The sequence below is a fragment of the Bifidobacterium panos genome (assembly GCF_012932445.1).
GTDB classification, from domain to species: Bacteria; Actinomycetota; Actinomycetes; order Actinomycetales; family Bifidobacteriaceae; genus Bifidobacterium; species Bifidobacterium panos.
In genome coordinates, this window is record NZ_JAAIIJ010000028.1 from 1 (window position 1) to 23,374 (window position 23,374).

The window sequence follows — 23,374 nt, forward strand, 5'->3', positions numbered from 1 at the left end:
AACGAAATGCGCAAGGACCTGCGCGAAGTGCTGGTGTGCGCCGTCCTCGCGGTCGCCATCGTCCTGGTGGTCACCATCGGGGTGATCATCGCGGGCGGCATGGTCCGGGCGGCGCGAAACCCCAACGCCGCATACGGCCAGCAGGTCGTCAAGACCGGCGGCACGCAATGGCAATGCCTGACGGAGACCGTGCGAGGCAAGACCACGATCGTCGGCTGCGAAACCATCAAGGAGAATCAATGAGCTACGAGACATGCACTTTTTACCGTCCGGTCTGTGACTATCCCGGCTGCGGCATCCGCTACGAAGGCACCTACTACGACGGCAGCTACCACAAATGGTGGCAAGACTTGGACAACGCCCGCGAAAACGTCTGGGATAATCCGTGGTGGCTCACCCTCGACGATGACGGCGGGCAAGCACGGTTCTTCTGTCCCGCCCACCTGCGCTTCGACCAGCCGGGGCCGCCCGTCCGTTTCGACCCCGACGACGACAAGTGCCTGCCAAGGAATGGGGGACTCATCCCGTACTACCTCGATAGCTGGATGCAGCCGTTGCCGAAATTGGAATGCGAGGACACGATACGCGAGATTTTGAAAGGAGACGGGAAATGAGCGTCGCGAGCAGGGAAGCGGAGGAACGGTATCCCCGGCTTGTTCATGAGGGCACGGACTGCTACCGGCAGGTGTACGACAGTCGCGATCTGCAGGAGGCGTACGAGCGCGGGCGCACCGCGCCACTTGCTGACGAGGAGATCGAGGCGGCGGCAGTGATGCTGTTCGGGCTTTTCTCGGATGCCGAGTACCGGTTCGACGAGGTTTCGGGCCGCGAGCGGGCACGCTACAGGGCGTATGCGCAGATTGTTCTGGATTCGGCGAGAAAGGCGGTGGAGAAATGAGCATCGCGGTAGATGAATCAGAGAAGCTCTATCCTCCGGTCACCTATGGTCGTTCCGGCTGCTATCAGCAGATTTTCGACAGCAGGGACGTGCAATGGGCATACCAGAACGGGCGCATGGCACCCGTCACCGAAACGGAGATCGAGGCGGCGGTCCAGTACGTGAAGGATTCGGCGGCCAATTTCTTCGGCACTCCGGCTGTGTCGAAGGTGCCCGAGCATCGGCTCAGGAAACTCGCGAAAGGGATTCTCAACGCGGCAAGAAAGGCGGTGACGGAATGAGCATCGCGACTGACGAGGCGGAGCGGTACGCCGGCCCGCTCGAGCGGGCCGGCGTGAAACCCAACGCGATGGCCATCCGCGAGGCGTATTGCGCCGGGCGCACGGCCAAGCCGACCAGCATGGAGGTACGAACTTTGGCAATAATGCTCGCGGGAGGCGAACTGTGGTGGATGGAAAGCGAGGACGGACGCCGCGCCTGGGACAGGAAAGCGAGATGCATGCTCGAAACGGTCAGAAAGGCGGTGGAAAGGTGAGCAAGCAGACCAGACGCGCGTGGGACATGCTGGCGAAGGGCGACGAGCCGGAAGCCGTGCGCATCGCCACCGGCCTAAGCAAAGCCGTACTGGACGCGATGCTCAAGGACATCCAACACCAACGGCGTGTTCACGGGTGGGACGACGAACCCGAGTTCTGAAAGGAGAATCATGGAGGACAAGAAAGCGGAAAGACTGCTGTGGATTGACGTGGAGACCACGGCGATTGACCCGGCTGACGGCGACCTGCTGGAGGTCGGCATGGCGTTGACGGACATGCGAGTGAAAACGGTTTACGGCTCCGGGCATTGGCTGGTCAAGGAAAACCACGGCATCACAATCAACGCCGATACCATCACCGCTATCGGAATGCATTGGAAGAACAATCTGATCAAAGAGGTGTGCGCCCTTGAGGCGTGCAACGGTCTCGCCGTGTCGAAGGAAATCAGGGAGACCATCGACGAGTGGTCGCGCAACGCCGTCCTGCATCCGGCTGGCACCAATGTCGATTTCGATCTGCGCTGGCTTTGCGCCAAGCTTGGCCTGCACATCACGTTCGGCAGGCTCAGCCACCGCAAGCTCGACCTGACGGCATTGCGCCTGCTCGACGCCGCAACCGGCCTCGACCCTTACGAATCGCACGCCACCGCCCACAGGGTGAGGGATTGTCTGAACCGCGACATCGAGGAATACCGCGAATACCTGCGCCGATGGCGGGAAACCGCAGGAGAGGGGGATGGCAATGCTGCTTCGTGAGGAAACCTACAGTCGGCCAAGGAAGACATGGGCGATCATATACGCGATAGGGCTTGCCTGGGCGGGATTCGCCACGGGCGTCGCGTTCGAGTCCCGCCAATGGGGGCGCGTGTTCTTTGATGTCGTGATGACGGTGCTCTGGGGCTACTGGCTGATACGCGAACTGGACACGTTGCACTATCGAAGATTGGACGCGGTGGACGCGAAGGTCACCTATCCGAAGGAGGTGCATGATCCTACGGAAGGAGGGCAGGCCGAGCGGTAACGGGCCGACGCCCGAGACGCGGCGGCTCGTGCTGGAACGCGACCGATACAAGTGCGTGCGTTGCGGCAGGAGCCTGATGGCCGTCAGGTATTCGATCCATCACAGGCGGTTGCGTTCGCATCCGTTCGCGGGATTGCATGAGGCGTGCAACCTCATATCCCTTTGCGGCAGCGGGACGCAACTGTGCCACGGGTGGGTGCATGATCATCCCCGTGAGGCGATGGAGAACGGTTGGATCGTCAGCGGGTTCAACCCGCATCCCGAACAGGTGCCCGTGAAGACCACGAGGGGGTTGATGCTGCTCGACGCCGGGGGCGGGGTCACGCCGGCGCGGGCGGAACGGTGATTGCGTCCGAAAACCCCCGTGGCGTTGCGCAAAGCGTTGCGTAGTGGTGTATGATTACGCATGTCGGATCATCTCCAGTCAATCCCAACGAAACATCGTGTTTCACCGACGTTGGGCAAGCACATGCAAGACAGGGAGACCGATGGCACCGACCGTATGCCCGAACTGTTGGCGGGACAAAACCGAAAACCAGCAAATCTGCACACTGTGCGAAAGCACGTTCGCAAGCGACCTGAAATGGCTGCGCCTCAACATCCGCGATCTTGAGGATTACACGGAAAAACGAGTGGGGAAACGCAACGGGCATGGCGGCGGCGGGTACCGCGCGTCCGAACCCGTGCGCGTCGCCGCGTTCGACCTGCTGTACGGGCAAAGCGACGAAAACGGGCATCAGGGATTGGACATCACCCTGCGATGCTTCTGCGCATGCCTCGGAAAAGACTACAGCGAGCATGACACCCCGTATGACCTGACGGGCAAGATCATGAGCGGGCCGTTCCTGCGCAACTCCGGCACGCCGGTGTACGCGAAGGAAATCCACAGGCTCAAAACGAAAGCGCGACGCTTCCTCGACTTCGATGACGAGGAGAAGGAAATCCTCGGCCCGTGCCCCAACCCCGAATGCGGCGTCCAGCTCGCCGCACCCGTGGGCGTGGTCGAGATCACATGCCGTCATTGCAACAACAAGTGGACGGTCGGCTACCTGCGCGACCAGCGCCGCGCGCGCATCCTTGATTCGGGTCGCACCGGCACCAGCATCGAACTGCAAGACCTGCTCGCGCAATGCGGCATCGCCACGAAACGCAGCACCGTGCGCGGCTGGGTGCATCACAAGCGCCTCACGCAAGCCGTCGACCGTGAAGGCAACCCACTCGAACGGGACGGCAAACCGTTGTACCGGCTTGCCGACATGTACCTGCTCGCCACCGGCGAAATGAGAAAGGCCGACCATACCGGCGACGTGAACCTCTGGGAACTGGTCGGCAAAAAGAACGAACAAACCCGAGAAACGGAGGCGGACCATGAGTGATATCCAGGTTTTCGATTTCAAAGGCGCGACCGTGCGCACTCTGGCCGACAAGCAGGGCGAACCGTGGTTCGTTCTCAAGGATTGCATGGACGTTCTTGGTATCGGCAATCCCACCGAGACGGTCAAGATGTTCGACGAAGACGAGTTCAGTACTACTGAAGTCATCGATTCGATTGGACGCAGGCAACAGGCCTACGTCATCAGCGAACCGGGCTTGTACCGGCTGGTGATGAAGTCCCGCAAGCCGGAGGCCAAGGACTTCCAGCGTTGGGTCACGCACGAGGTGCTGCCCCAGATCAGGCGCACGGGCGGCTACATCCCACAAGGCGAAACACCGGAAGAAACACTGGCGCGCGCGGTAATCATCGCGCAGAAGACACTGGACGAACAGGCACGGCGGATAAAACAGCAGGATCGGCAACTCGAAGCCCAAGCGCCCAAGGTGTTGTTCGCTGATTCGGTGGCCGCGTCGGACAGCAGCATTCTTGTGGGCGAACTGGCCCGCGATCTTCGCCAGAACGGCGTGAACATCGGTCAGAATCGACTGTTCCAGTGGCTGCGCGATAACGGCTATCTTGTCAGGCGCAGGGGCGAGAGCTGGAACGAGCCGACGCAGAAAAGCGTGGAGCAGGGCCTGTTCGAGGTGAAGACCCGCTCGTTCAACAACCCGGACGGGAGCACGTTCGTCCGACGAACCACGAAAATCACCGGCAAGGGCCGTATCTACTTCACCAACAAGTTCCTCGCGCGACGGGTGGCAGCATGACCGAGAAAAACGGACATGACACGGCGAAAAACGGGCGCAAACACAGCGTAATCGGCTCTCTAGCCGTGCTGACGCTAATACTTGCCGTTTTGAAGCTCACCGGCACCGTTTCATGCCCTTGGTGGCTCATACTCACGCCAATATGGGCACCTTTGGCGTTCATTATCGGCTTGTTGGCCGTTTGTTGGCTGTCGGACGCCATTCTCGACCATTTTGGGAGCGAATAGACATGATGAGCCGCCAGATCGCGCCGCAGGCGGCTGGAAACCAGAAAAACGCCCCGATTGATGTTAAAACCATCAAAACGGGCGTCTTCCCACGCTGAAAACACCCTGATTGATGTTAAAACCATTATAAAGATGCGAATAGAATCGAACCCACATGTTTTCCGGGCGGCGACGACGTTTCGCGCCCCTTACTCGTTAAGTGTAGCTTAGCCGGTCGCTAAGCTACACTTATTCCGTTATCTGTAGCTAAGGCCGCGTCAGATACTCTTGCAGGGCTTCGGTCGCCTCGCCGTTCATGCCGCGCCGCGCCATGTCGTAATAATCGAGCATCTGCGGGCTGTTCCACCCTCCGGCGGCCATGATGTCCCTGTCGGGCACGCCCGCGTCACGGGCCAGCGTGCAGAACGTGCGGCGCAGCGAATGCGGCGTGATGCCAGCGACCCCGATGCGCAAAGCCACGGACGAGACGATACCAACCGCCTCCTGCTTGTCCAAACGCTTGCCGGTTCGCGTGCGGAACACAGCCCCCGACTTCCTGCCGCGAATATGCGCGGACAAAGCATCGCAGGTGCGTTGGCTGATGGCGATGCGCTGGTTCCAGTCGCCCTTGCGGTGCAACCCGACCCACCGTCCGCCAGGATGATAGTCGGACACATTCAAGCCCAACGCCTCACCGATACGCAACCCGTTGAGCAGCAGCAGACAGCACAATGCGTAGGTTTGCGCATCCATGCGTTCTGCTTCCCCGAGGAAACGGGATGCCTGCTCACGGGTCAGGCAGGTGCCGTCCGAATGCCCGTACAAGCGGGGCCGTCGAACGTTCTTGCCTGGATCGTCGTCTATCGCGCCTTCCTCATAGAGGAAACGGTAGAAACAGCAGATGATTGACATCACCGAATAGGCGGAACGTTTCGGCCTGCGCTCATGGTTCGCATCCCAAGCGCCGAACACCTCGATATGCGTGCGGTTCACGTCAAGCGCGTTGATATTGTTCTCGGCGCACCAGCGGAACCATTCACGAAGACGCCCCTTGTATGTGACCTGTGTTCGCGGCGACAATCCGACCAGGAACCGTGCCGTCAGTTCGCTCAGCGTTTCCATATGCGCACCGTCTCCTTGCATACCAGCGGCTTGTCGGCTGGGCCTTTCACGAACGGCGGTATCCATTGGCGGCGTCGCAGCGAATGGTTCGTCCCATATGGTTGCTCGCGGAAGAACCCACGCACGATGAATCTGTGACTGTACTCGGCGTACTTGCGTTCGCCGTCCGGGGTTTTTCCGCCCGGACGGTGCAGGTTCTCTCGTAGGACAAGCATCTTGACCTTGCGGATGTCGCCATCGAAACGTGCCGGCAGCGGGTCGGTGCGGGACGGTTGCGCCGGACGTGTCTCGCAGATACGCGGCTGGGTGCTCAACGCCCACACGGCGTGCAATATGTCGCGGTAGACGCGCGTTTCAAGCGACGCATTGAAGACATCCACATCGAACGGCGTCTCCATCAACGGCAAACCGGCCTTGTCGGCCCCGTATCTCTTCAGGAGGTCGGGATCATCCGTGTATGAGGTGAGCAAAATAGGTATCTCCCCATCGGCGGATGGACGCTGTACCGCCCATGCCAATGCCACTGTCCGTGGGATCGCGGCAAGTGCTATCCAATCAACGTCAACCGGAAGACCATCCTCGAACACGACGAAACCGGTTGCCGTTGGTACCTCCAAATACGGGAAGTCACCGTTTTTTGCAGTGTCCACTGCGAGCATCGTCATGTCGCGGCTTACCCACCACAATGCGGCCGATGAAAGACTTTCCTCGTTATCCCATGCCTCCCTCAACGCCTCCTGAAACCATGCCTCCTCTGTTGCTTCGGGCTTTTGCGTCTCGATGGTGCGGATTACATGTCGTTTGAACGTTATGAGCTGCTGTTTCAGCAATGGCAGGTGCGATGGGATGAGACGAAGTTTTTTCCTGCGTTTCGTCATCGGTTTTGGTTCGCGGAAATCCCACCATTTAAGGCGGGGAAACGAACCTCCCTCCTTTCACATATTCCTATGCTTTCCTGGATCGGTTAGAACAATGCCGCAGTCATCGTTGTCTGCGGCACCGTGAGATTAGCAACGCCCCGTATCTGGATGCGATGCGGGGCGTTATGCTATGTTTCTACATTCCGTTGGACTTCATTAAGTTGATTCACTCCCCGGCGACTTTCAGCTCGCCCCGGTAGAAGTCCTCGTCACAGATGCCGCATGCGGCGAAGTAATCGTCGCTGGCGTTGTCGTAGGACACCTCGCCACCGCATCTGGGGCATCGGTAGTCCGGCATTTCCTCAATGTTTTCGCCCATGCGTTCGTCCAGCTCGAAAATGTAGGCCTTTTTCGCATAACCGTCAGGGTCCTGCATCCAGGCCTCATAATCGTCATCTTCCATCTGATCGACATACAAGTCGATCAGAGCACCCCTCAAATCGGCCTCGTTAATCGGTTCATCGAAATAGATAAACCATTTATTCGGATCGCTTTCGCTTTCCTCCATCTCTTTCATGAGGGTTTCACCGATGGACGCCTTGAGATCGTCATCGGGCATCAGCGTGTAATCGCTGCCCATGACTTCCAGCTTGTGTGTCTGGATATTCGGCTCCACGACCTTATCCCAATGATTTTGAAGCCAAGCGTCGATCTCCTGCGGTTTCACATCGTCCGGCACCTCCACTTGAAACTCGGTGCCCAAACGTTCGGTGTAATTGACTGTGACTGTTGCCATGATTATTCCTTGTTTCTGATCTAGATGTTTACGCAAGTGAACGTCAGGAGGTCTCCATCCTCGCGAATATCGGACGTGAGACGGTATCCGTTTTTACGCAGGACCTTGAATATGCGGAAATAAGGAAAAAGGCTTGGGTGGAGGGGGAACCCCAGCCCGACCAAGCCTCTTTCAATCCGCGTCCTCGTCGGGGCTTTCCTCGATGCCGCTTTCGACTGTTTTCCCGGTGGCGATGTCGGTGATGTCGTATTCGACAGTGCATCCTGTGCTGGGGTTCTCGGCGTAGTCGCCTTCGCCTCGGAGCATGTCGAGCGCCTGTTCCAACGGATAATGCGCGTCCGGCACATGGTGTACGCCGTCCTCGTCCGGTGTCGGCGCGTCATCGAAGAAGTCCCTTGTCCATTCCATGCCCGATGTGTTGTCGCGGATGTGGATGTCCAAAAGTTCCTTGTCGTTTGTGAACTTCATAACTTTTTGGGCGAGGATACCCCGGCCTTTATGGCCGGGGAGGAATCGCCCCTCTCCTTTCAATAATATGTCAGAACAGCGGTTCGATGACGCCGCCGTCCGGTAGTTCGGTATTCGTGACCAGGAGCCGCGCGATATGCGCCGACCACCACTCGCTGTTGCCGTTCAACGCCCTGTAACAACTATCGATGTTGGAAGGCGTCGCGTTACGCCCGGCATTGGTCAACGCCACACGAATCATCGGCTTGGTGATCGTGATGCTGCACACCGTCACGCCTCCCGCATTTCACGGAGTTTCTCGGCCAACGATGTCGAATAGGAATCAAGCCAACACACTTCATCCATAGCGAGATTCTGATAGCCGATCACCACACTGTACTCATAATCGATGTTGTCGCGCTCGAACTCCTTGCGGTCATGCCACTCGAAATCCGTGTATTCACGATGCTTGTACTCATCGGCCAGCCGATTGTATTCGGCCACCGCCTCGTTGAGATCGTCATACTCGTATGTGCTTTGCCGGTAGCTGGAACGGCCACGGATGGTTTCAGTCTCGACATAAAACATTCTGAATCACTCCTTTGCCTGTTCATTTCTCGATCAGCCGGTAGCCCTCGCACGGGTACCCGTCGAACGCATGCCAATCTGTTTTGCGGACGTATTCACCAAGCTTCAGCCCGTAATCGTCCAACCATTCGTTAGCCAAACGCTCGTACTGCGTCTCATCCTCGGCGGCAAGCGGGCTGGTATTGGTTTCGCAATCGCAATTTCTCGGCTCGTCGTCCTCCAAATGGAATTGGCCGTGCATCCAGTAGAGCGGCAAGCCGGTGTTCGCGTCCAATAGACGAAGTTTGTACCAGTCGCCGGTATTATCGGCGAACGGCTCCACGGTGGTGATCGTGTTGTCTGAATCCTTGACTGCGGTAATCATTTTCGGTTCTCTTTCCGCACCGCGTATAATCAGCGGTGCTTATTGTGTTTTGGTTACTCGAATAAGCACAGCCCGCAAGCGCTCCAATCGCTCGCGGGCTGTTTTCCGTCGCATAGGCTGACCTATGCGACCTTGATCAGATTGTGGGCGGCCATGTAGTCCGCTATGGCCGTGTCCGCAACATTGTCGGGCTGGTAGTAATCACGGTAGGCGATAACGCCGCCCGTCGCATCGAACGCGACATAGGCGACGCGACGGCCACGACTGTCACGAAACGCCCTGGGCCTGCGACCGTAGGCTTTGAACACGTCCAAGTCCTTGCATGCGATACCGGCGGGAATGACAGCCGTGCTGACCCTGACCACGCGCGTCGTGTCGTCCACGACGGGCGGAACCTCCGCGATCTCGCGTGTGACCGGCTCCGGCTCATCGTCGAACTCTCCGCCATCGCTGAAGTCGTCAACATCGAAACCGTCCGGCACGCTGCCCGGCAACGTCAGGCAGCCATGCAAGTCCGACAAGTCCGAAACGCTGACCGCCGCGCGTGCTATGCGATATTCAGCCGCCCGGCTCATGCCCACCATGTCGGCGCTCGGATTCGAGACCATGCCCGCCATGTAACGCCAACCGTCACTGTCAGCCGCGCCACCCGCCAACATCATCGATGGGTATGGAATATGCGGCGTTTCCACCAGGTCGCGCGTGTGCGCGTTCGGCTGTTGCGAAACCGTCCAACCCTGGACGCGCAACGCTCCAAGATACCCCGCGAAACCATACGCGCGAAACTGTTCGGACACGTCACGCCACACGAACTCCGTTGGCGTTTTGAACAACTCCCACAACTCACAACGTCTATCGCTGCCGTTATCCCGCGCCCACAACACGCGCGAACAATCAGGAGCGAACCAAAACCCGGTTTTGGCGACCATCGGAATACACCTCACTAATTAATGATTGATGATGACGCGCCACTTCGCGCGCCCATACGAACAAACCGAAGCGGTATGACCATGCGCCTCGGCGAACGCCAGCAAGGCCACGGCAACCGCGAAAGAAGAACAAACCCGCTCACTTGGAAGCATCATCAGCCTCCAAACACCCGAACGCCAGGAGCGGCACCAGCACGAACACGAACACGCATTCAACCAGCCGCCACAACGGATCCGTAGCACAAGCAGGCACAAGCAATATGTCAAGCAAGGCGGCCGCCCATAGGACGGCCACGACACCAGCCAACAGCCTACGCATACGCCAGGCCTCACTCGTGTTCGTTGATGAAATCAAGGAACTTGCCAGCCATCGTGCCGTCAGCTTCACCACCAAGCAGATCGGAGCCTATCGTGTCATAGCCAATGCCGGTAACGTAATAGATATACCCGTCGCCGCCATCATAGGCCGACCGCACATGCTCCAGAATTACGCCGAAGCTTCCGTACCACAACCGCAAAGCATCAGCCAGCAAACCGTAACGGTCGAACCGACAGACCACAAGAATCTCGTCCTCGTCCACCTCGTCGCGCTGTTCATCGGTCAGGCTTGCGTAATCCGTATAGCCGTGTTCGCGGGCTTTCAGCTCGTCGAGGATGCCGCGGCGTTCCTCGTACTCCTCGCTGTCATAATCGGTGCCCAGGAACTCGTCAACACCGAAGCTGTCAATCTCACGGAATATCGAATCTGTAATACGCATTTTGGTTACGCTTTCCGCACGGCTATAATGAGCCGTGCTTAATATCGTTTTGCCAAGTTGATTAAGCAAGCCCCACGCCATCTGAACCATGACGTGGGGCTTTTAAGTGCCCGTGCAAGCGGCGAAGCCATACACGGGCTAAAGGTAAAAGGAGGAGGGGCGACCCGGCGAACCGGGCCGCCCAGTAGGCTACTGGCCGACCGTCACATGCAACACCTCGACACCATCCAACGCGATGGTGACATGCACGCCGTCATTGCTTGTTACGGCAATGTCGTGTACAGTATTGCAGTGAGGACGGGCGCTAGCGCCTACCGCACCATGCTTACTCATGGTGTGTCCTCCTTTACTTGACGCGGCGCAACCGTAGGGCGGTATGCGCCGCGTATTTATTAAGCCCAGCCGGACGGCCAGGCTCGTGCGTGGCGGGGAATCGAACCCCGTTAACCGCCATCCGGCCACGCTACTAATCGAGCAAGTCGCGGATGTCGTCAGTACCCAGCGCCTCCATCAGTCTAAGAGCGGTTTTAACCCTCATTTCTTCAGGCTTCATTCTTCCACTCTCATAGTCTTGGATACGACTTGGCGTTATCTCAGCCGCATAGCTGAGTTTTACCTGAGACAGTCCACGTGCTTGCCTTAAAGACTTTATAGACATTTAACCTACCTACCTTGTCTGTTGTCGGTAGGTTCGATTCTATACCCGTATAGTGATTAATCACTAAAGGGGTGTTGTATCAACTCAAACGGCGCGTAGCAATTCCATGCCGGTAAACGCGCCACATTAGCGGCTCGCTATACAGTCAGCCCAGCGCGCCGGTGAGGATGCCAGCCGCCACACGTCAACCTGTATAGGTCTTTGCCGTGTCCACTCTTCAGTTGTCAATCTGCTTACCGGTTCCGGCTGTTCGCCTTGCGGTAGTTATCACTATACACCCCACTAATGATTAATCAAAACTGGGGTGTACTGGATAAGCTAAAACCATTGCAAACATTAGCGTCTCTCGGCGTGTCGCAAACGGGGCATAAAGCACAAAAAGAAGCAAGCGCAAAGCGCAAGCAAAGCAAGCCGCGACGCAAGCGGAGAGCCGGACGCAAGCGCGACGTAAGCAGAGCAAGCACACGAGAGCCGCAAGCTCCAGGTCAGCACGAGAGCAGACACCGAGCACGACACCCGCAAGCGGACGGCGCAGAGATAGCCAAGCGCACGCGAGCGCCACACCATCAGCGACGCGAGCGAGCGATGCAAGCCATCAGCACGCCCGCCCGCGCGTCAGGCGCTCACGCCCGCACGCCCGCGCCCATACCCGCGCACATGCACGCATGTATGCACGCATACGCACGCGCGCATATGCGCACGACGCGCACACGCCCACGCGCTCGCGCGCGCACGCGCTACCCGCGCCCATGCCGCGCGCAATCGGCAAGCCCCGGGCGGGGAAGGGTACCCCCCATGTTTCCGAATCAAGGCCGCTGCGCCTCGAGTACTCGCTGCGAATGCGTTTTGAAAACCTATTTGGACGAAACGTAACAGGTGTGGTGTGGGGGGTTGGCTGGGTGTCCTTCGTTTCCTCTTTGTGCCCGTGCGGATTGTCGTGTGGCGCAACGCTTGCGGCAACGTTTGTGTTGAGTATGATTCCTATTGGAATTGTTGATGGCTGGCCCCAATGGGGGTCGCTATCAATGGCTGGTGTTGCCGGCCGGTTCCGTTTTCCTTTCCTTGTTTCTGCTGTTTGCCCTGCCTTGCGGAGTCTGCTTCATGCTGGCGTCGATGCTTGGCGGGGTTTTGCGCCTGTAGCTCAAGTAGAGCGTTCGGTCTCCAAAACCGAGAGATTGGGGTGCGAGTCCTCATGGGTGTGCTTTGCGGGGTGGAGCAGTCGGTAGCTCGATGGGTTCATATCTCATAGGTCGGTGGTTCGATTCCATCCCCCGCTACTAAGGCCGGTCGTTCGCGGGTTCTTTTTCCTTTGTTCCGCTTGCCGCGCTCCTTCCGGCCTTGTTTCTGCTGGAGGGGCGGTTGTGGCTTGGTCTAGTTCGCGTCGCAAGGAACGGTTCAATCGTGATTGGCCTCGCGTGCGTCGTGTGATTGGCGAGCGTGATGGTTGGCGTTGCCAGTGGCCTGTGACCGACTTGTATACGGGAGTGACCCATAAATGCCTGCGTGCGGGCAATCAGGTGGATCACAAGCGGCGTGACGGCGTGGCTGATGATGATTCGCCGTCGAACCTGTGGGTGTTGTGCGATTATCACCATGCGTTGAAGACCGAGACGGAGAGCGTCGAGGCGAGACGGTTGAAGCGTGATCGGCGTAAGGAGCGCGAGTGGTACGGTCATCCGGCGTTCAGGTGAGTGGCGTGTGCGTCATTGCCGGTTGCGGTGGCGATGCGGTGTGCAAGGGCTTGTGCCGTTCGCATTATGATCGCCAGCGTTATTCGGGGCGTGCCCGGAAGGTGCGCATGAGTCGCGCGTGCTTGCAGTGTGGCAGGTTTTTCGAGACGGAGCGCAAGGACAGGAAGTTCTGTGCGGCAAGGTGCCGCGTCGCGTGGTGGCGTCGTGCGAAGTCGTCCCCGATGCGGTTGGATTCGACGCCGAACCCGCTTAAGCCCGTTGTGTGGGAGAACGCGCGGAAGGCCAAGGCCGAGCGGGTCGAGCCTGTTCGTCTTGGCGTGTTCACGGTCAGTGACGTGTGGCGCAAATGCGGTGGCGTGTGCGCGGGGTGCGGCAAGGCCGTGCGTCGCGGGGTTTCCGCCGATTCTGGTTTTTATGGTGTCCCGGTTTGGCTTGTGCCTCCCGACAAGGGCGGCGTCATGGGATTGGAGAACAAGGTGATTATGCACCCGGAGTGCGCGAGGCGTCATGCCGAACGCGCTGTGTGCCCGCATGGGCGGAAGCGAGGTGCCGGTGATGGCAGGAAACTCAAGGGGGGCGCAGAAGCGCGGGAATGATGTGCCGGTGTTGCGCAAGCCCGGCGAGCCGTTGGGGCCGGAACTGCCTGAGAACCTGTTGAAGCATGATTGGCTTCCGTGGGTTCGCCAGCAGTACGAGCTGTTCAGGAGTTCCCCGCAGGCCGCGCTGTTGCGCACCGATGTGATGTGGACGTTCGCCGTGGTGGCGTTCGCGGAGCTGAACGAGATGTTCGTCACTGGCCGTTTCGGTTCGATGGGGCCGGAGGTGCGTCAGATGTTCGCCCAGGTCGGGTGGAGTCCGCTGTCGCTGCGAGCGTTGAAGATCGATGTCCCCGAACCGGATGATCTGGCTGCCGGCGACGACGGGGCGGCGGGCAACGTGGTCGTTGATTTCGAGGCGTTCCGCAAACGCATGGAGGCCGCTGGCTGACCATGCACACGATGATTCCCGAGCTTTCCTCTGAGGATCGCAGCCGTTCCCTTGGCCGGCTTGCCTGCTGGTGGATCGAGACGTTCGTGCTGATCGGTCGCGGCGACGGCGTTGGCATGCCCATCGTCCATGCGCCTGAGTACGTGCAGTTCATCATGAACTGCTATGCGTTGGACAAGCATGGCAGGCGACGGTTCAACCGTTGTTCCCTGTGGCGTCCGAAATCGTGCAACAAGAGCGGCCTGGCCTCCGAACTGTGCCTGTTCGAGGCGTTGGGGCCTTGCCGGTTCGACCATTGGGCCGAGGAAGGCGAAACCTACACGTTCCTCGGTCAGACTTACTACTATGCGAAGGGCGAGCCTGTGGGACGCCCCGTGCGCATGCCCGAGATACTGGTTCTCGCCACCGAGGAGGGGCAGACCGGCAACATCTTCGATTCGGTGTACTACAACTGCGACGAAGGCCCGTTGGCCCAGTTGAAGGGCTTGGGCTTGGATGTCGGCAAGACCCGTATCGGGTTGCCCGAGGGCGGCGAGATCGTGCCCTCCACGTCGGGCGCGGCGTCCAAGGACGGCGGTTTGGAAACGTTCTGCGCTTCCGACGAGACGCACTTGTACACGCTGCCGAAACTCAAGCGCATGTACAAGACGGTGCAACGCAACCTCGCCAAGCGTTCCGCGAAGTCCGAGCCTTGGATGTTCGAGGCCACGACGTATTTCCGTCCCGGCGAGGATAGCATCGCCGAGAACACGTTCAAGTACGCGGAGGACATTCGCGCCGGACGCATCAGGCATTACGCCGGACTGTACTTCGACTACCGGTATTCGACGCTCGCCATCGAGGATTTCGCCGACGAGAGGAAACTTGAGCACGCCTTGGCCGAATCGTATGGTTCCGCCGCCGAAAGCCATGACGGGAAGAACCATGTGATCCTGCCGGACGGGAGTATCGAGCCGGTCGACGACCGTGGCATGACCGCCGATGGCATGTCGTTGAGGGATCCCGGCGTCGAACCGGGGCCGTCCGTCGACGGGTGGGTTGACCTGCATGGCATCATGGCGCAGATCTACCAGCCCGACAGCGACGTGAACGATTCGATCCGCTACTTTCTGAACTCGCGTGCCAGCTCGCAGGATTCATGGCTGACCGAAAGCGACATCCAATCGCACATGGTCTACCGTGGCCTGATCGACAAGGCCATCGAAACGCGCACGTTGGAAACCGCATGGCAGGAAGTCATCGGCACGACGGACGAGATCACGTTGGGCTTCGACGGTTCCGTGTCCAACGATTCCACGGCCCTTGTGGGATGCCGGGTGCGTGACGGCCTGCTGTTCCTCATCCATCTCGACCAATGCCCCGACGGGCCGGAGAAAGCCCGCTGGCGTGTGGACAGGGATGCGTTCGACGCGATGGCACGCCGCATGTTCCGGGATTACAACGTGGTCGGCTGCTTCGCCGACGCGGCGTTCTTCGAGGCGATGATCGGCGGATGGGAGGCCGACTACGGCAAGGCCATGAAGGTCTGGTCGCGCGGCTCCCAGACGATGATGCGCTTCTACACGAACAACTGGAAGCTGGACATGACACGCGCCTTGCAGAACGCGCATACCGGCTTCCAATACGACTATACGGACGTGCCCGAGGGCGAGACGCCCGAACCCGGCGACATCGGCCTGCTGGCCGACCCCAGGCTCGTGGCCCACTTCCGCAACGCGCGCCGCAGGGAACGCGACTTCGGCTACCTGATCTTCAAGGAACAGCCGAAATCGCCGAACAAGATCGACGCATGCATGGCGGGCGTGCTCGCCTACGCGGCAAGACAGAAATACCTGAACCATCAGAACGAGGAGAAGCCCCAGGAGAATTGGGCGATCCCCGTGCGCGTCTATTAAAGCGAGGTGACCCGCATGGCTGATTTCGACAGCATCGTGCAGAACGACAACGAGCCGGGCGGCGACGGATGGCTGCTGACCAACCTCGCCCGTTCGCTCGGCGAACGCATCCCCACGATGTGCAAGGTCAAGCTCATGTGCGACGGGCGCAGCGACGTGCATATCGGCACCGTGCCCATGAACGGCGTGGACCAAAGCACCTTCCCCGTGTACAAGTACTACACGCGATTGGGATGCCAGAACTTCAGCGTCTGCATCACCAAGGCCGTCACCGACCGCATGGGCATCGACGGCTTCCGTCTCGTGTCCGACCGCATCGGCAACTCCACCGAAGCTGACGCGATGGCCGAACGCTGCAACTTCGCCCTGACCACCGCCAAAACGAACGAGGACGTGACCCGCTACGGGCGCTCCTACCTGCTCGTGGCGAAAGGCCGCGGAGACCAGTACATCCAATACTTAAGCCCGTGGCGTTGCGAAATGAGCGACGACGAGGACACGGCCATGATCTACAAGTGGGACGAGGCGAACAAGCGCGAAGTGCTCACGCTCATCCACTTGGACCGCGACGCCGACGGCAACCCAAGCAAGGTATGGGCGCGCAACGCCTCCCGCGAAGCCGAAGACCGCACCCTCGTCGCGCCAAACGACGATGAGCTGGTCAAAAGAATCGGTGAAACCTACGACACCGATTCACCACGCAAATGGGTGCCCTCGACCGAGTTCACTTGGGACGGCGAACGCACATACCAAGGGTACGAGTATGCGCTTGCCTGCGGGCATATCCCGGTGATCCGCCAGCGCGACGAGGACATGCAGGGCGAGATCGTCCCGCACCTGCCGACCCTGCTTCGCATCAACCAGGGCATCTTCGACCGCATGTGCATCACGATGATGCAGGCGTTCAAGCAGCGCGCCATCAAAGGCATCAAGCGCACCGTGTACACCGAGGACGACCCGCAGGTGCGGGCCGGCCTGAAGAACGTCGGCGACGACATCGACTACGGTTCCCTGTTCAAGGCGGGGCCGATGGCGTTGTGGATGCTGCCGCCCGACTGCGAGGTGTGGGAGTCCAGCGTCACCGACATCCGCCCCTTGGTGGAGGCCGAATCGAGCGACATCAAGCATCTCGCTGCGGCCACCCGCACCCCGTTGGACATCCTGTCGCCTGACGTGGCCGGCTCCGCAGCCGGCGCGAACCTCAAGGGCGACGGGCTGATCCTCAAGGTCAAGAGCCTGAACCGCCTCGCCAACGCGACGTTCACGCTCGCGGTGAAAATGGCGCTCGTGCTGGACGGGCATGAGGAAGCCGCCTCGCAGCATTTCAGCACGGTGTTCATGCCGCCAGCGCCGCCGGATTTCTCCACGCTGTCCCAGGCGTGCGCGAACTTCAAAGGCATCCTCAGCCCGTTGACGATGCGCTGGTATGTGCTCAACATGACCGACGAGGAACAGGCGAGGGCGCGTCAGGACGAAGCCGACACCCAGTGGATGCAACAGTTCTCCCAAGTGCTGTCCATGCAGGACGACAGACAGCAGTCCGAACAGGTCGGCGAACTGCCGTCCGCCCTCGGCGGGGAGGATGCCGACCTTGGCGCGGAATCGTTCGACTCCGACGCGAACAGCATGGCGTTCATGGACGAAAGCGGTGAATGATGGCGACGTTGGCCGCTTCGACGGAAACCTATGAAAGGCTGCGCCGCAACGCCGTGGAAGCGTACATGCAGGCCTACTCGTCCATGTGGGGGTCGCTGTCGCCGTCCGACTGGTGGAACGACGGCGTGGCCTTGGGGGCTGCGGCCTACATGGGCCTGTGGGACATGAGGATGGTGCGGCAGGTGCGCCAGGCGGCCATCTCCTACGCCGACGCCACGTTGGACGCCGCAGGCATCAAACCGCCGAAAGGCTACGACCCGACATTCATCTACCCGAGGTTCGGCACCGACCCTTGGGAAGTCAACTACCGTCCCGCGCAAGCCTACCGTTCCGCCGCCATACAAGCGCCCTCCATCAGGCCGGTCGAATGGCCGAAGATGGACGACGCCGATTGGCGGGCCGTCAGCGAATGGCTCGAAGCGGCCAGCGAACAGGGGCGGCGCACCGCCGACACGAACGCCACGCTCGCCGGCACGGACACGACGTTGACGCGCTACCGTCGCGCCAAGGTGTTGTCCTATCGCCGTGTGCTGCACCCGGAGATGTCCAAGACCGGCTGCTGCGGCCTGTGCGTCGTGGCCGCCACCCGATGGTATTCCACCGCCAGCCTGCTTCCGTTGCATTCGCACTGCCATTGCACGGTCGCCCCGGCGGGTTCCGAACACGATCCGGGACTTGAACTGAACGAGAAGGACTTGCAACGGCTTTATTCCGAGGCCGGCGGCACGACGGGAGAGAGGCTGAGGGATGTGAGCGTCAGGTTCGAGACCAACGGCGAGATCGGCCCGGTCATGTCCTACAAGGACGCGAAGGCCGAAGCCGACGGGTCGAACGCGGAATGGCAGCGCCCCACCATGCAATACACGCTCGAACAGTACAAGCGCATGAAAGCGCGCGCGCAGGCGTTCGACGCCGCGTATGAAACGGTTCTGAGAACCGGCAAAAACCACACGTTCCGGGTGGATGGACGCTCCTACACGTTCAAACCGTCCGGGAACCTGAACAAGGCGAGGGCATATACGAATCGCCTGGTCAGGGAAATCAACTCGCAGCTTGCCAAAGCCGCATGATCGATGAAAGGAACCTCAGATGAATGAGGAAAACACCGTGGCCGAAACCGTCAAGGACGAGGCCGCACAGCCCGACATGGGCGCAACCGGGACGCCCGCCGAGACGCCGGACAAAACCGAGCCGGATTGGAAGGCGTTGAGCCGTAAGCACGAGGACGCGGAGAAACGCAACTACAAGATGGCGCAGGACCTTCAGGCCACCGTCGCCGAACGTGACGCGCAGATCGCCCGCCTCAACGCGAGACTGGCCCACCCGGAACTCACCGAATCCGATTTCGAGATGTGCGGCGCGACAAGCGCCGACGAGATCACCGCTTGGGCGGACAAGTTCGCCGCCCGTATCTCCACCCCCGACGCGACGGCCGCCAAGGACGCCGCGACGCCGGGTGACGAAGCACCACGGGAGAAGCAGCCCGTTCCTCCCACCCCGGCGTACTTGAGCGCCGTGGCAGCCAGCCAAGGGGCACCCACTGCAAAGAGGGGTTCCGGGGACAGTCCTGCCGAAATCTACAAGAAAACCAAGAACTCTATCAAACTTGACTAGTGAAAGGACACCAGAATGGAGTTTGGAGTACATTCGATTGGCGCGGCCATCCCGAAGGACAATCAGGCATGGCTCGTCAACGGCATTTCCGACGCGAAGCGTTCCATCACCTTGGACCTGTCCACGTTCGTGGCGGACAAGGACAAGGAAGCCGACTATTTCGCCAGCCTGTCCGACACGGACACGGTGGGCTACCTGAAGTCCGGCATCCCGCTGGCGCGCATCACCGACACCAACCTGTTCGGCCCGTATGATCCCAAGGCGACCGATGGCCGCCAGCTCAAGATCGAGGGTCTGCTCGAATCCCAGTTCAGGGTCGAGTTCACCCGCACCGGCATCAAGGCCGATTCCACTTCGGCCGCCATGTGGTACATGGCCGTCATCGACACCGCCGAACTGCCCTACAGCGTGGACGGTGCCGCGTGGGGAGGCCTGTTCCTTGACAGGCCGAAGAACGCCCCGGTCGTGAACCTGTCCGCCGCCGTCGCCGCAACAGCCGGCACGAAAGGCTGATCGCCGTCCGGCTGGAGACTGACCCCATGAACGGTGTGCCCCATCGCCCGCCGTTCGTTTTTCATTGTTTCGCCCCGCTTGAACAGGCGGGGTTTCGTATTTTAAGGAAGGAATCAGATGACACCTGATACCAGTATTCTGACCCCGGCGCAGGCCACCGCCGCCGTTCGCGGCGCGTTCGACGCCACCGCCGAGGCGCTGCCGTTCAACAATTTCCTGCCGAACCAGTCCAACCCGGAAGGGTTGTCCGTGTCCTGGCAGCCGAACACCCGCATCGAGGATGACGAGGCCGAGTTCGGCGCGTTCGATGCCGAAGCCCCCTACGGTAAGGAGATCGGCACCGGCGTTACCAACCAGCTCAAGCTTCAGGTCATCCGCAAGCGCATGCGCATCACCGAGTTCGGTATCATCCAGAACTCCGGCATGAGCGATGATTGGAAGCGCGACAAGCTGACCGAGTATTTCACCAAGCTCGGCAAGGAAGCCGCCACCCGTCTGGAACGCGCCAAGGTCGAAGCCCTGCTCACCGGCAAGATCGCCTTGGACGAGAACCAGGTGAAGGGCGTGTACGACTTCCAGCGCGACCAGAGCCTGTCCGTCACGCTCGCCGCCGGCAAGAAGTGGTCCGAGCATAAGACCGACCCGATCAAGGATCTGAAGGGTTGGTCCGATGCCATCGACAAGCTGGACGGCGACCGTCCGACCGTGATGGTGACCACCAAGAGCGTGCTGGACACGCTGGCGGAAGACCCGTATGTCATCAAGTACGCGGCCATCACCGAGGCTGATTCGACCCGTCCGATGATCGGCTACCAGAACGTGCAGAACGTCCTTGCCCAGTACGTCGGCATCACCAGCGTCCTCGCCGTTGACACCATGTACAACGAGTACCTGCGCAAGCTGGGCCTGAAGTTCAAGGGCGGCGTCAAGTCGTTCTTCGAGGACGGCAACGTGCTGCTCCTGCCCGGCGTGGGCGGTTCCGATCTCGGCAAGACCGCCATCGGCCCCACCGCCGAAGCGTATCTCGACGGCTACGAGGTCGGCGGCACCGACAGGAACGGGTTCGTCGGCGTGGTGTTCCCGTCCGCCGGCAACCAGCCGGGCTTCGACGCCTACATGACCGGCACCGGTCTGCCGGTCGTGACGATGGCGAACAACACGCTCGCCGCGAAGGTCTTCTGATCCAAGGCGGCTCGCATGGCTTCCATCGACAAGATCGACTGGCTTGAATACATGCGGGTGAACGCCTTGGATCAGCCCGACCTGTTCGTCGACAGGCTTCCGAACGAGTGGATAGTGAACAAGTGCCTCATGGCCGCCGAGATCGCCAAGACCGCATGCCCCGTGGTCGAACGGCGCATGCGCTACGGGTATTTGTCCGAACGCGGCTTCGCCAACGTCGTGTGCTCGATGGTGTTGCGCGTCTGCCGTTGGAAGCAAATCAAGTCGGAAAGCAACGGATCCTACGAGTACACGAATCAGGATCCGTTGCAGAACCAGCCGGGGTACGACGCTTCGCCGAACCTGTATGTCAGCAAACGCGAACGGAACTTCCTCAACGGCGTGACCGACGACGCGGACGGGCCGATGGGCACCATCGGCGTCGCCCCCCAAGCGGGATGGAACTGGTCGAATGGGCTATGACATGGGCCATCTGTTCGATGGCGTGGAGCCGGACGCTTCCGGCCACCTGTTCGACTCGCACCCGGAGGTCGCCATGACGCGCCCCGATTCCCTGCTGTACAGGGACAGGATCATCGTGGAGCCGATGCGGGCCGTGGAAACGCCTTACGGCAACAGTGTGGAGCCGATGGGCGAGCCGGCGTACTGCTGGTGTTCGCTGGAGGGCCGCACCCAGAAGAACTCCGTGTTCTCGGAGAACTGGGCGCAGGACACCACCCCGCAGAGCACGGGTGGTTTGCGAGAGGTCACGATAGTCAAGATCCTCGCGCCCGAATGGCACGGGGACATTCGCACCCGCGTCTGGCATGACGGCTCCTGCTATGAGGTCGACGGTTCGCCCGTCCTGATGCCGCACAGCACGAAAACCGCGCGGCATTGGGAGATTCAGGCGAGGCGCGTGTACGCGCCCGAACTGGCGAAGAACCACATAGACCCGCCCGAGGTGAAGGAGGATACGCCGGTATGGGGTATGTCCGTTTGAAACCCAACCTGAACCTGGTGATCGCCGACAAGTTCGGCGGCGCGGCCACCCGACCCCATGCGTTGAAGGTGGAGGCCAAGGCGAAGGCGTTGGCCGATGCGAAGGCGAAGCATTCCAGCGTCGCCGGCGACATCGACATCTCCATGCACGCCCACGGCACCCACACCGCCGTGGTCATGAGCGTCACGGGGCGTGACGGCAGGCAGATCGCCTCGCATCTTGAGTTCGGCTACTACAACAGGTGGCTTGAACGCAAGTACGGCGAGCATAGCCCGCTGGCGCGCATGCCCGGACTGCACATCATGAGCGAGGCCAGATATGGCTGACGTGCACGTTCCCATCGAGAAGGCCGATCTGAGCATCCGTGAATCGTTGGACGCGGAGGGGCTGGTTTCCGGCATGTTCGACATGGTGGATTTCAAGTCCGCCGGGTTCGACGACGTGGACGTGCAGGCCGAGGTCGCCGTCGATACCGATTCGATGGCGTTCGACCATTGCGTGATCCTGTGGCATTGCTCCGCGCCGTACCAGCCCGACCTGCATGTGAAGGCGTGGATATGGCGGTTCACCCTGTCGCTGACGGTCATGGGGCATGACCCGAAGAAGGTCCGCGACCTGTGCGCGTTCATCGACAGGACGATCGCCGCATGGCCTTACGCGGATCCCACCGGGTTCGGCAAGGTCGGCCTGATCCTGGACAATCCCGGTTTCTCCCGTGTCTCCACCGCCGACGTGGCCACTTCCAAGACGGTTGTGGTGCGTTCCAGCACGAAGCTCATCCAAGCGGGTTCCCCGCGCACATGACGGCGCTTTTCGCGCCGCCCCCGTTTCTGTCCCGTCAAACAACTGTTTACCGATAAGCCACTGGCCCGTATGGGCCGGTGGCTTTCTCATTTTGAAAGGAGCCATATCCTATGGCGATTAAAGACGATTCCCTTATTGTCGGCACCCGTGGTGCCGTGTTCATCGCGGACGCGGAGAAGAAGCTTCCCGATCTGTCGAAGTTCTCCCTGACCGCCGAAACCGTGGAAGGCACGGATGGCGTGACCTATACGAACATCGGGCACACGTCCGTTGACACGCTGCCCGAGTTCTCCATCGACGGCGGTGATTCCACCTCGCACGACACCTGGCTCAAGACCAAGGTGCGCGCCACCTACGAGGCCGTGACCGGCACCGTGACCATCGACTCCGTGCAGGGCGACAAGGAAAACCTCAAGCTCATCTTCAACGCGAAGGACATGTCCGACGGCGGTCTGGCGATCGCGTTGGACAAGCGCGAGCAGAAGAAGGCGATGTTCATCTTCATCGTGGACAGCGACACGAACCAGAAGCTCGGCTTCTGGATCCCGAACGCATCCCTTTCCTACAACGAGCTGCCCACCCTGAATCAGGACGATTTCGTCGAGTACAAGATGGTCGGCGACATCCTCAGTTCCAGCACCCTGCCCGCCGCCGACAACGGCGACGCGACCTCCATCGCCATCTACGGGCCGGAGGCGTTCGTCGCAACCGCTTAGAGAGCCGCCG

38 protein-coding genes and 2 tRNA genes are annotated in these 23,374 nt (G+C 60.3%); 28 read left to right on the forward strand and 12 right to left on the reverse strand.

All coding sequences use genetic code 11. From position 1 onward, the window contains the following. The 12 genes from G1C94_RS07140 to G1C94_RS07195 form a co-directional block, all read left to right on the forward strand. Nucleotides 1-243, forward strand: a 243-nt coding sequence (locus G1C94_RS07140) for a hypothetical protein (RefSeq protein ID WP_172146916.1), incomplete at its 5' end; no start/stop codon positions are given. After that, nucleotides 240-614, forward strand: a complete 375-nt coding sequence (locus G1C94_RS07145) for a hypothetical protein (protein ID WP_172146918.1) — start codon at nt 240-242, stop codon at nt 612-614. The genes G1C94_RS07140 and G1C94_RS07145, both read left to right, overlap by 4 nt. Further along, nucleotides 611-898, forward strand: a complete 288-nt coding sequence (locus tag G1C94_RS07150) for a hypothetical protein (protein WP_172146920.1) — start codon at nt 611-613, stop codon at nt 896-898. Before G1C94_RS07145 ends, G1C94_RS07150 begins: the two co-directional genes overlap by 4 nt. Continuing rightward, complete coding sequence (locus tag G1C94_RS07155; RefSeq protein WP_172146922.1) at nt 895-1,179, forward strand: hypothetical protein; 285 nt, start codon at nt 895-897, stop codon at nt 1,177-1,179. The genes G1C94_RS07150 and G1C94_RS07155 overlap by 4 nt, the downstream gene beginning before the upstream one ends. Further along, nucleotides 1,176-1,433, forward strand: a complete 258-nt coding sequence (locus G1C94_RS07160) for a hypothetical protein (RefSeq protein ID WP_172146924.1) — start codon at nt 1,176-1,178, stop codon at nt 1,431-1,433. Before G1C94_RS07155 ends, G1C94_RS07160 begins: the two co-directional genes overlap by 4 nt. Beyond that, nucleotides 1,430-1,594 carry a hypothetical protein gene (locus tag G1C94_RS07165; protein WP_172146926.1) on the forward strand — a complete coding sequence of 55 codons (165 nt, stop codon included), beginning with the start codon at nt 1,430-1,432 and terminating at the stop codon, nt 1,592-1,594. Before G1C94_RS07160 ends, G1C94_RS07165 begins: the two co-directional genes overlap by 4 nt. Before the next feature lie 10 nt (nt 1,595-1,604). Then, nucleotides 1,605-2,189, forward strand: coding sequence for a 3'-5' exonuclease family protein (locus G1C94_RS07170; protein WP_172146928.1), 585 nt, complete (start codon nt 1,605-1,607; stop codon nt 2,187-2,189). Next, nucleotides 2,170-2,454 (forward strand): hypothetical protein, encoded by a 285-nt coding sequence (locus tag G1C94_RS07175; protein ID WP_172146930.1) that lies wholly within the window; start codon nt 2,170-2,172, stop codon nt 2,452-2,454. Before G1C94_RS07170 ends, G1C94_RS07175 begins: the two co-directional genes overlap by 20 nt. After that, nucleotides 2,420-2,800 carry an HNH endonuclease gene (locus G1C94_RS07180; protein ID WP_172146932.1) on the forward strand — a complete coding sequence of 127 codons (381 nt, stop codon included), beginning with the start codon at nt 2,420-2,422 and terminating at the stop codon, nt 2,798-2,800. The genes G1C94_RS07175 and G1C94_RS07180 overlap by 35 nt, the downstream gene beginning before the upstream one ends. A 142-nt stretch (nt 2,801-2,942) precedes the next feature. After that, nucleotides 2,943-3,830 carry a hypothetical protein gene (locus tag G1C94_RS07185; RefSeq protein WP_172146935.1) on the forward strand — a complete coding sequence of 296 codons (888 nt, stop codon included), beginning with the start codon at nt 2,943-2,945 and terminating at the stop codon, nt 3,828-3,830. Continuing rightward, nucleotides 3,823-4,596: a phage antirepressor gene (locus G1C94_RS07190; protein ID WP_172146943.1), complete on the forward strand. Its 774-nt coding sequence runs from the start codon at nt 3,823-3,825 to the stop codon at nt 4,594-4,596. Before G1C94_RS07185 ends, G1C94_RS07190 begins: the two co-directional genes overlap by 8 nt. Beyond that, nucleotides 4,593-4,823 carry a hypothetical protein gene (locus G1C94_RS07195; protein ID WP_172146914.1) on the forward strand — a complete coding sequence of 77 codons (231 nt, stop codon included), beginning with the start codon at nt 4,593-4,595 and terminating at the stop codon, nt 4,821-4,823. Before G1C94_RS07190 ends, G1C94_RS07195 begins: the two co-directional genes overlap by 4 nt. A 246-nt stretch (nt 4,824-5,069) precedes the next feature. Here G1C94_RS07195 and G1C94_RS07200 read toward each other — a convergent pair whose 3' ends face one another. From G1C94_RS07200 to G1C94_RS07995, 12 genes are all read right to left on the reverse strand, one after another. Beyond that, nucleotides 5,070-5,924, reverse strand: coding sequence for a tyrosine-type recombinase/integrase (locus G1C94_RS07200; RefSeq protein ID WP_172146965.1), 855 nt, complete (start codon nt 5,922-5,924; stop codon nt 5,070-5,072). Next, on the reverse strand, nt 5,912-6,802 hold the full coding sequence (locus tag G1C94_RS07205) for a hypothetical protein (RefSeq protein WP_172146968.1): 891 nt from the start codon (nt 6,800-6,802) through the stop codon (nt 5,912-5,914). Before G1C94_RS07205 ends, G1C94_RS07200 begins: the two co-directional genes overlap by 13 nt. A gap of 208 nt (nt 6,803-7,010) precedes the next feature. Further along, the gene (locus G1C94_RS07210) at nt 7,011-7,580 is read right to left on the reverse strand and encodes a TFIIB-type zinc ribbon-containing protein (protein ID WP_172146970.1); all 570 of its coding nucleotides are present in this window, start codon (nt 7,578-7,580) and stop codon (nt 7,011-7,013) included. Nucleotides 7,581-7,751: 171 nt separating this feature from the next. Further along, the gene (locus G1C94_RS07215) at nt 7,752-8,048 is read right to left on the reverse strand and encodes a hypothetical protein (RefSeq protein WP_172146972.1); all 297 of its coding nucleotides are present in this window, start codon (nt 8,046-8,048) and stop codon (nt 7,752-7,754) included. A gap of 70 nt (nt 8,049-8,118) precedes the next feature. After that, on the reverse strand, nt 8,119-8,322 hold the full coding sequence (locus G1C94_RS07220; protein WP_172146974.1) for a hypothetical protein: 204 nt from the start codon (nt 8,320-8,322) through the stop codon (nt 8,119-8,121). Beyond that, a complete protein-coding gene (locus G1C94_RS07225; protein WP_172146976.1) occupies nt 8,319-8,615 on the reverse strand; it encodes a hypothetical protein in 297 nt (98 codons plus the stop codon). Before G1C94_RS07225 ends, G1C94_RS07220 begins: the two co-directional genes overlap by 4 nt. 22 nt (nt 8,616-8,637) lie before the next feature. Next, nucleotides 8,638-8,979 (reverse strand): hypothetical protein, encoded by a 342-nt coding sequence (locus G1C94_RS07230; protein WP_172146978.1) that lies wholly within the window; start codon nt 8,977-8,979, stop codon nt 8,638-8,640. Between the two features lie 122 nt (nt 8,980-9,101). Further along, nucleotides 9,102-9,788 (reverse strand): hypothetical protein, encoded by a 687-nt coding sequence (locus tag G1C94_RS07235; RefSeq protein WP_172146980.1) that lies wholly within the window; start codon nt 9,786-9,788, stop codon nt 9,102-9,104. A gap of 259 nt (nt 9,789-10,047) precedes the next feature. Further along, nucleotides 10,048-10,227 carry a hypothetical protein gene (locus G1C94_RS07240; protein WP_172146982.1) on the reverse strand — a complete coding sequence of 60 codons (180 nt, stop codon included), beginning with the start codon at nt 10,225-10,227 and terminating at the stop codon, nt 10,048-10,050. Nucleotides 10,228-10,237: 10 nt separating this feature from the next. Then, nucleotides 10,238-10,666, reverse strand: coding sequence for a hypothetical protein (locus tag G1C94_RS07245; protein WP_172146984.1), 429 nt, complete (start codon nt 10,664-10,666; stop codon nt 10,238-10,240). Between the two features lie 189 nt (nt 10,667-10,855). Next, complete coding sequence (locus G1C94_RS07250) at nt 10,856-10,999, reverse strand: hypothetical protein (protein ID WP_172146986.1); 144 nt, start codon at nt 10,997-10,999, stop codon at nt 10,856-10,858. Between the two features lie 133 nt (nt 11,000-11,132). Beyond that, the gene (locus G1C94_RS07995) at nt 11,133-11,324 is read right to left on the reverse strand and encodes a helix-turn-helix domain-containing protein (protein ID WP_172146988.1); all 192 of its coding nucleotides are present in this window, start codon (nt 11,322-11,324) and stop codon (nt 11,133-11,135) included. A 1,130-nt stretch (nt 11,325-12,454) separates the two neighbouring features. Between G1C94_RS07995 and G1C94_RS07260 the strand changes: the two genes are divergently transcribed. The 16 genes from G1C94_RS07260 to G1C94_RS07335 all read left to right on the forward strand — a co-directional run bounded on the left by G1C94_RS07260 (nt 12,455) and on the right by G1C94_RS07335 (nt 23,364). Continuing rightward, nucleotides 12,455-12,525: transfer RNA gene (locus G1C94_RS07260), tRNA-Trp, on the forward strand. A 3-nt stretch (nt 12,526-12,528) separates the two neighbouring features. Then, nucleotides 12,529-12,601 (forward strand) — tRNA-Met (locus G1C94_RS07265). An 84-nt stretch (nt 12,602-12,685) separates the two neighbouring features. Continuing rightward, nucleotides 12,686-13,015, forward strand: a complete 330-nt coding sequence (locus G1C94_RS07270) for an HNH endonuclease (protein WP_172146991.1) — start codon at nt 12,686-12,688, stop codon at nt 13,013-13,015. Continuing rightward, entirely contained in the window at nt 12,988-13,611 is a 624-nt protein-coding gene (locus G1C94_RS07275; RefSeq protein WP_172146994.1) for a hypothetical protein, read from the forward strand. Before G1C94_RS07270 ends, G1C94_RS07275 begins: the two co-directional genes overlap by 28 nt. Continuing rightward, on the forward strand, nt 13,571-14,002 hold the full coding sequence (locus tag G1C94_RS07280) for a phage terminase small subunit (RefSeq protein WP_172146997.1): 432 nt from the start codon (nt 13,571-13,573) through the stop codon (nt 14,000-14,002). Before G1C94_RS07275 ends, G1C94_RS07280 begins: the two co-directional genes overlap by 41 nt. Before the next feature lie 2 nt (nt 14,003-14,004). Next, nucleotides 14,005-15,897: a hypothetical protein gene (locus tag G1C94_RS07285; RefSeq protein ID WP_172147000.1), complete on the forward strand. Its 1,893-nt coding sequence runs from the start codon at nt 14,005-14,007 to the stop codon at nt 15,895-15,897. A 15-nt stretch (nt 15,898-15,912) separates the two neighbouring features. Beyond that, nucleotides 15,913-17,553: a hypothetical protein gene (locus G1C94_RS07290; RefSeq protein WP_172147003.1), complete on the forward strand. Its 1,641-nt coding sequence runs from the start codon at nt 15,913-15,915 to the stop codon at nt 17,551-17,553. Continuing rightward, complete coding sequence (locus G1C94_RS07295; protein ID WP_172147006.1) at nt 17,550-18,623, forward strand: hypothetical protein; 1,074 nt, start codon at nt 17,550-17,552, stop codon at nt 18,621-18,623. Before G1C94_RS07290 ends, G1C94_RS07295 begins: the two co-directional genes overlap by 4 nt. Before the next feature lie 19 nt (nt 18,624-18,642). Further along, a complete protein-coding gene (locus G1C94_RS07300) occupies nt 18,643-19,167 on the forward strand; it encodes a hypothetical protein (RefSeq protein ID WP_172147009.1) in 525 nt (174 codons plus the stop codon). Between the two features lie 15 nt (nt 19,168-19,182). Then, nucleotides 19,183-19,680 (forward strand): hypothetical protein, encoded by a 498-nt coding sequence (locus G1C94_RS07305; RefSeq protein ID WP_172147012.1) that lies wholly within the window; start codon nt 19,183-19,185, stop codon nt 19,678-19,680. Nucleotides 19,681-19,797: 117 nt separating this feature from the next. Continuing rightward, complete coding sequence (locus G1C94_RS07310; protein WP_172147015.1) at nt 19,798-20,862, forward strand: major capsid protein; 1,065 nt, start codon at nt 19,798-19,800, stop codon at nt 20,860-20,862. A gap of 15 nt (nt 20,863-20,877) precedes the next feature. Next, nucleotides 20,878-21,324 (forward strand): hypothetical protein, encoded by a 447-nt coding sequence (locus tag G1C94_RS07315; protein ID WP_172147018.1) that lies wholly within the window; start codon nt 20,878-20,880, stop codon nt 21,322-21,324. After that, a complete protein-coding gene (locus G1C94_RS07320; RefSeq protein ID WP_253902374.1) occupies nt 21,314-21,844 on the forward strand; it encodes a hypothetical protein in 531 nt (176 codons plus the stop codon). The genes G1C94_RS07315 and G1C94_RS07320 overlap by 11 nt, the downstream gene beginning before the upstream one ends. Next, on the forward strand, nt 21,826-22,170 hold the full coding sequence (locus tag G1C94_RS07325) for a hypothetical protein (RefSeq protein WP_172147021.1): 345 nt from the start codon (nt 21,826-21,828) through the stop codon (nt 22,168-22,170). The genes G1C94_RS07320 and G1C94_RS07325 overlap by 19 nt, the downstream gene beginning before the upstream one ends. Then, on the forward strand, nt 22,163-22,648 hold the full coding sequence (locus G1C94_RS07330; RefSeq protein WP_172147024.1) for a hypothetical protein: 486 nt from the start codon (nt 22,163-22,165) through the stop codon (nt 22,646-22,648). The genes G1C94_RS07325 and G1C94_RS07330 overlap by 8 nt, the downstream gene beginning before the upstream one ends. A 110-nt stretch (nt 22,649-22,758) precedes the next feature. After that, entirely contained in the window at nt 22,759-23,364 is a 606-nt protein-coding gene (locus tag G1C94_RS07335) for a phage tail tube protein (protein WP_172147027.1), read from the forward strand. Nucleotides 23,365-23,374 lie beyond the last annotated feature (10 nt).